The 6,800-nt window shown below is 76.1% G+C and carries 5 protein-coding genes; 4 read left to right on the plus strand and 1 reads right to left on the minus strand.

What is annotated here, in order from left to right; translation table 11 throughout:
- The first annotated feature begins 301 nt into the window (after positions 1-301).
- On the plus strand, positions 302-1,285 hold the full coding sequence (locus HLB09_RS10980) for an acetylxylan esterase (RefSeq protein ID WP_171203414.1): 984 nt from the start codon (positions 302-304) through the stop codon (positions 1,283-1,285).
- A gap of 15 nt (positions 1,286-1,300) precedes the next feature.
- On the opposite strand, the gene HLB09_RS10985 is transcribed toward HLB09_RS10980, so the two are convergent.
- Positions 1,301-1,924 (minus strand): GntR family transcriptional regulator, encoded by a 624-nt coding sequence (locus HLB09_RS10985; protein WP_344553219.1) that lies wholly within the window; start codon positions 1,922-1,924, stop codon positions 1,301-1,303.
- Positions 1,925-2,230: 306 nt separating this feature from the next.
- Here HLB09_RS10985 and HLB09_RS10990 point away from each other — a divergent pair, with 306 nt between their 5' ends.
- The 3 genes from HLB09_RS10990 to HLB09_RS11000 all read left to right on the plus strand — a co-directional run.
- Positions 2,231-3,484: a sarcosine oxidase subunit beta family protein gene (locus HLB09_RS10990; RefSeq protein WP_171203416.1), complete on the plus strand. Its 1,254-nt coding sequence runs from the start codon at positions 2,231-2,233 to the stop codon at positions 3,482-3,484.
- A gap of 53 nt (positions 3,485-3,537) precedes the next feature.
- Complete coding sequence (locus HLB09_RS10995) at positions 3,538-3,885, plus strand: sarcosine oxidase subunit delta (RefSeq protein ID WP_171203417.1); 348 nt, start codon at positions 3,538-3,540, stop codon at positions 3,883-3,885.
- Positions 3,882-6,800: 2Fe-2S iron-sulfur cluster-binding protein (locus HLB09_RS11000; RefSeq protein ID WP_171203418.1), on the plus strand; the 2,919-nt coding region annotated here is incomplete at its 3' end. The genes HLB09_RS10995 and HLB09_RS11000, both read left to right, overlap by 4 nt.

The raw sequence follows: 6,800 nt of genomic DNA on the forward strand, positions 1-6,800 counted from the left end.
CGACGGCGCCGGCCGCGCGCTCGTCGCCGTCGGCGAGGGCCCGCTCCAGGCGCGAGGCGGCGGCGAGCAGGTCGCGCGGCAGGCCTCCCGAGCGCGCTCCCGCGCCCGGCACCGATCCCGACCCCGTCCGCCCGTCGTCCACGCCGGCACCTCCCTGCCCCGATGGTGCCGCGCCGGGCGCTCGTCGGGAAGGCCCCGTTCGTCCGCCGCCCCACGAGGTGGCAGCCCCTCGTCGCGGAAGAGCACGACGAGGGGCTGCCGCCTCCCGCACCAGCGGCTCCGGCCCGGCCAGGATGCGGCCATGCGCACCGACATCAGCGAGCCCGAGCTGTGGGAGTACCGCAGCGCCGTCGAGGACCCGGACGGCGTGGACGCGTTCTGGGCCCGGACCCTGGCGGAGGCGCGCGCCGCGGGCGGGGAGGTGGCCGTCCGTCCCGTCGAGACGCCGCTGCGCACGCTCGAGGTGCACGACGTCACGTTCCCCGGCTTCGCCGGCGAGCCCGTCCGCGCCTGGCTGCGGCTGCCCGCGCCCGCCCTGCGGGGCGGGGGACCGCTGCCGGTGCTCGTCGAGTACGTCGGCTACGGCGGCGGCCGGGGTGCGGCCGAGGAGTCGCTCCTGTGGGCGAGCGCCGGCTTCGCCCACCTGCAGATGGACACCCGCGGGCAGGGCTCCGGCTGGAGCCGCGGCGACACGCCCGACACGGGGACCAACGGGCCCCAGGTGCCCGGCGTCATGACGCGCGGCATCACCTCGCCCGAGACCTACTACTACCGGCGGCTCTTCACGGACGCGGCGCGCGCCGTGGACGCCGTGCGCACGCTCGACGGGCTCGACCCCGAGCGCGTCGCCGTCGCGGGCACGAGCCAGGGCGGCGGCACGGCGATCGCCGCCGCGGCGCTCGTGCCGGACGTCGCGGCGCTGGCCGTCGAGGTGCCCTTCCTCTGCGACTTCCCGAGGGCCCTCGCCATCACCGACGCCGACCCGTTCCACGAGGTCACGCGCTACCTCGCGACCCACCGCGAGCAGGTCGACCTCGTCATGGGCGTCCTCGCCCACGTCGACGGCGTCGTCATGGCGCGGCGCGGCCGGGCGCCGGCGCGCTTCTCGGCCGCCCTCATGGACGCGGTGGTCCCGCCGTCGACCGTCTTCGGCGCCTTCCACGCCTACGGCGGGCCCAAGGAGATGGCCGTCTACCCCTTCAACGGCCACGAGGGCGGCGGGACGGCGGAGGACCTGGCCACCCTCGCCTTCCTGCGCCGGCACCTCGGCGCCGGAGGCGTGTAGACGGCGGGGCGTGGCTCAGAGGACGCCCCGGACCGTGCGCTCGAAGGCGGCCACGTGCTCCTCGGCGAGCGCGGCGGCGTCGTCCTCACGCCCCTCGACGACCGCGCGCAGCAGGTCGACGTGCTCGTGGACGTGCCCGCCGATGGCCGGCAACCGGTCGAGCACGAGGCACCAGATGCGCGTCGCGAGGTTGTCCAGCCGCACGAGGACGTCCTCGAGGTGCGGGTTGCCGCTCGCGGCGTACACGCCCCGGTGCACCGCGACGTCGTGGCGCATGAGCTCGACGGCCGTCATGGCCGGCGGGTCCAGCGCGGCGATGGTGGCCGCCAGCCCGGCGAGCCCCGCGCGCTGCTCGTCGGTGGCGCGCCGCGCGGCGCCCGCCGCGGCCAGCGGCTCGAGGCTGCGGCGGACCTCGGAGATCTGCCCCAGGTCGCTGATGTCGATGGGCGCGGCGAAGGTGCCGCGCCGGGGGTAGGTGACGACGAGCCGGTCGGTCTCGAGGCGCTTGAGCGCCTCGCGGACCGGGGTGCGGCCGACGTCGAGCTCGCGGGCGACGACGTCGTCCTTGAGCGGGGCGCCGGGCCGGACCTCCAGGACGAGCAGGGCGTCGCGCAGGTGCTCGTAGGCGAGGTCGGCCAGGGATCCCCCGCGAGCAGCAGCACCGGCGCGCGACGGTCCGCTGCCGCGCCCCGCCTCCCGGGGCGACGGGGGGCCGCCCGGGTGGGGCCCCCCCACGCCGGCGCCCCGCTCCTGCACCTCGCTGCGCCGCACGGCCCCGCCCTCCCCGCCCCGGCTCCTGGCGGGACCAGGAGCCGCGGCGTGCACCGATGTCGTCGGAGGTGGTTGACCACCTCGCCCGGCGATCCTACAGTCCACGACCACTGATACATCAGTCGTCGACAGCAGGGAGGGCCACATGGCCCCGGACGAGCAGCAGGTCGACCGGTGAGCCCGGCCGGCCGGGCGGCGGCGCCCCGAACCCCGGGCGCGGACCTGCCCGAGCACCCCGACGCGCTGTGGCGGAACCCCGAGCCGAAGCGCTCCTACGACGTCGTCGTCGTCGGCGGGGGCGGCCACGGCCTCGCGACGGCGCACTACCTCGTCAAGAACCACGGCATCACGAACATCGCCGTGCTGGAGAAGGGGTGGCTCGCCGGCGGCAACATGGCGCGCAACACGACGCTCATCCGCTCGAACTACCTGTGGGACGCCTCGGCGGCGATCTACGAGCACTCCTTGAAGCTCTGGGAGGGGCTCGAGGAGGACCTCGGCTACCCGATCCTCTTCAGCCAGCGCGGCGTGCTCAACCTCGCGCACACCCTCCAGGACGTGCGCGACTCGGTGCGCAGGGTCGAGGCGAACACGCTCAACGGCATCGACGCGGAGTGGGTCGACGCCGAGGAGGTCGCCAAGCTCTGCCCGATCGTCAACACCTCCTCCGACATCCGCTACCCCGTCCTCGGGGCGACCTACCAGCCGCGGGCGGGCATCGCCAAGCACGACTACGTGGGCTGGGGCTTCGCCCGGCGCATCGACGAGGCGGGCGTCGACATCATCCAGGGCTGCGAGGTCACCGGCTTCGTCCGCGACGGCGACCGCGTCACGGGCGTGAAGACCACGCGCGGCGACATCGCCTGCGGCACCGTGGCCCTCGCGGCGGCGGGCAGCACGTCGGTGCTCACCGACATGCTCGGCATCCGCGTGCCGATCCAGTCCCACCCGCTGCAGGCGCTGGTCTCCGAGCTCCTCGAGCCCGTGCACCCGACGATCGTCATGTCGAACCAGGTGCACGTCTACGTCTCGCAGGCGCACAAGGGCGAGCTCGTCATGGGCGCGGGCGTCGACTCCTACAACGGCTACGGCCAGCGCGGCGCCTTCCACGTCATCGAGCGGCAGATGGCCGCGGCGGTCGAGCTCTTCCCCGTCTTCGCCCGGGCCCACCTGCTGCGGACGTGGGCCGGCGTCGTCGACACGACGCCGGACGCCTCGCCGATCGTCGGCCGGACGCCCTACGAGAACGTCTTCCTCAACTGCGGCTGGGGGACGGGCGGCTTCAAGGCGACGCCGGGGCTGGGGTGGGTCTTCGCCGACACCATCGCCAACGGTGAGCCGCACCCCTACGCGGCGCCCTTCAGCCTCGACCGCTTCACCACGGGCCGGCTCGTCGACGAGCACGGCGCCGCCGCGGTCGCGCACTGACCCCGCACCCGGCGACCCCGCAGACCCGCCACCCCACGACGACAGGACGAGCCGTGCAGCTGATCGAGTGCCCGTGGTGCGGCCCCCGCGAGGAGGTCGAGTTCTCCTACGGCGGGCAGGCCCACGTGCCCTACCCCGAGCGCCCCGCCGACCTCGACGACGAGCAGTGGGCCCACTACGTCTTCTTCCGCGACAACACCCGCGGCACCCTCGCCGAGCGGTGGGTGCACTCCGCCGGGTGCCGGCGCTGGTTCAACGCGCTGCGCGACACCGTCTCCTACCGCTTCTCCGCCGTCTACCGCACCGGCGCGCCGATGCCCGAGGCGGTGCCGCTGCCGCCCGGGAGCCCGGCCCGCGCCGGCGGCCCCACCACGACGAGCGAGAGGCCGGTGACGGCGTGAGCACCGCCCCCTTCCGCACCGCCGCGGGCGGGCGGGTCGACCGCAGCCGCACCCTCGCCTTCACCTTCGGCGGCCGGACCCTCACGGGGCACCCCGGCGACACCCTCGCCTCCGCGCTGCTGGCGCACGGCGTCCACCAGGTCGCGACGAGCGTGAAGCTCGGGCGCCCGCGCGGCATCGGGGCGGCGTGGGCGGAGGACCCGACGAGCCTCGTGCAGGTGGAGGAGCCCTTCCCCGAGCCGATGCTCCTGGCGAGCACCGTGGAGCTCTACGACGGCCTCGTCGCCGACGGCGTCCCCGGGCAGGGGCGGCTGGCCGACCTGCCCGACGCGGCCCGCTACGACGCCCGGCACCTGCACGTCGACCTCCTCGTCGTCGGCGCCGGCCCCGCCGGGCTGTCCGCCGCGCTGGTGGCCGCCCGCGCCGGCGCCCGCGTGGCGCTCGTCGACGAGCAGTCCGAGGCCGGCGGCTCCCTCCTCGGCAGCACCGACCGCATCGACGGCCGACCGGGCACCGCGTGGGTCGCGGCCGTCGTCGACGAGCTCGCCGCGCTGCCCGAGGTGACGCACCTGCAGCGCACCACCGTCTTCGGCGTCTACGACGACGGCTCCGCCCTCGCCGTCGAGCGGCGCACCGACCACCTCGGCGGCGAGGCGCCGGCGCACCTCTCGCGCCAGCGCGTCTGGCGCGTGCGGGCCCGCCGCACGGTCGTGGCCACGGGCGCCCACGAGCGGCCGGTCGTCTTCGCCGACAACGACCGCCCCGGCACGATGCTCGCGCACAGCGCCCGCACCTACCTGCACCGCTACGGCGTCCTCGCGGGGGAGCGCGCGGTCGTCCTCACGACGAACGACAGCGCGTACCAGGTGGCCGTCGAGCTCGCCGACGCCGGCGTCGACGTCTCGGTCGTCGACACGCGGGCGAGCGCGCCCGCGGCCTGGTCCGCGGCCTGCGGCGCGCGCGGCCTCCCCGTGCGCACCGGGTCGGTGGTCGTCGGCACCCGGGGCGTCGAGCGGGTGAGCGCCGCGCTGGTGCGCCCGCGCGACGGCGGCGAGGTCGAGGAGCTGCCCTGCGACCTCCTGCTCGTCAGCGGCGGCTGGAACCCGGCCGTGCACCTCTACAGCCAGGCCCGCGGGCGGCTCCGCTTCGACGCCGCCCTCGGCGCCTTCCTGCCCGCCGAGCAGCTGCCCGACCTCGACGTCGTCGGCTCGGCGGCCGCCGCCTTCGACCTCGAGGGGTGCCTGCTCGGTGGCCGCGAGGTGGGCCGCGCGGCGGTGGCGGCCCTCGGGCTGGGGCCGCTCTCCACGGGCGGGGTCCCGCGCGCGCCGCAGGCCGACCCGGTGGTCGACCCGCCCGTGCCCGTCAGCGCCCCCGACCTGATGTGGGTGGTGCCCGGCGACGACGGCGACCCCGCGCGGCAGTTCGTCGACGTCCAGCGCGACGCCACGGTCGCCGACGTGCGCCGCGCGGTCGGCGCGGGTCTGCGCTCGCCCGAGCACGTCAAGCGGTACACGACGATCGGCACGGCGCACGACCAGGGCAAGACGTCGGGGGTCGTCATGTCGGGCCTGCTCGGCGAGCTCGTCGGATGCGGGCCGGAGGACGTCGGCACGACGACCTTCCGCCCGCCGTACACCCCGGTCGTCTTCGCCACCCTCGCCGGGCGTGACCGCGGCTCGCTCTACGACCCCGAGCGCACCACCGCGCTGCACGACTGGCACCGCGACCGGGGCGCCGTGTGGGAGGACGTCGGGCAGTGGAAGCGCCCCCGCTACTACCCCCGGCCGGGGGAGGACATGGAGGCCGCCGTCCTGCGCGAGTGCGCTGCCGTGCGCGGCGGCGTCGGGATCCTCGACGGGTCCACGCTCGGCAAGGTCGACGTCCAGGGACCCGACGCCGGCGTGCTGCTCGACCGGCTCTACACGAACCTCATGAGCACGCTGGCCGTCGGGCGCGTGCGCTACGGCGTGATGTGCGGCGTCGACGGCATGGTGCTCGACGACGGCGTGCTCCTGCGGCTCGCCGAGGACCGCTGGATGGTCATGACGACCACCGGCGGCGCCGCCAAGGTCCTCGACTGGATGGAGGAGTGGCTCCAGACCGAGTGGCCCGACCTGCGCGTGCACCTGGCCTCGGTGACCGAGCAGTGGGCCGCGCTCCCCGTCGTCGGTCCGCGCTCGCGCGACGTCGTCGGTGCCGTCTTCCCCGGGGTGGACGTCAGCGCCGAGGGCTTCGGCTTCATGACGTGGCAGGAGACCGAGCTCGACGGCGTCCCCGTCCGCCTGGCGCGCATCAGCTTCTCCGGCGAGCTGGCCTGGGAGGTGCACGTGAGCTCGGTGCACGCCGAGGAGGTCTGGCGGCGCCTCCTCGCGGCCGGCGAGGAGCACGGCATCACCCCCTACGGCACCGAGACGATGCACGTGCTGCGCGCCGAGAAGGGCTACCCGATCGTCGGGCAGGACACCGACGGGACGGTGACGCCGCAGGACCTCGGCATGGAGTGGGTCGTCTCGAAGAAGAAGGCGGACTTCGTCGGCAAGCGGTCCTTCGCGCGGGCCGACGACCAGCGACCGGACCGGAAGCACCTCGTCGGGCTCCTGCCGGTGGACGGCGAGTCGGTGCTGCCCGAGGGCTCCCAGGTGGTCGACGTCCCGGTCGGCGAGGACCTGCCCGCCCCGCCCGTGCCGATGCTCGGGCACGTCACCTCGAGCTACCGCAGCGCGGCGCTCGGCCGGCCCTTCGCCCTCGCCCTGCTGGCCGGCGGGCGCGAGCGCGTCGGCGACGTCGTCCAGCTCCCGGTGGGCGGCCGGCTCGTCGCCGCCGAGGTCACCGGCCCCGTGCTCGTCGACCCCGAGGGGGCGCGCCGCGACGGCGACGGCGCTCCGGCCCCTGCCCCGCCCGGCCCCGGGCGGGCG

The sequence above is a fragment of the Pseudokineococcus marinus genome (genome assembly GCF_013004605.1).
GTDB classification, from domain to species: Bacteria; Actinomycetota; Actinomycetes; order Actinomycetales; family Quadrisphaeraceae; genus Pseudokineococcus; species Pseudokineococcus marinus.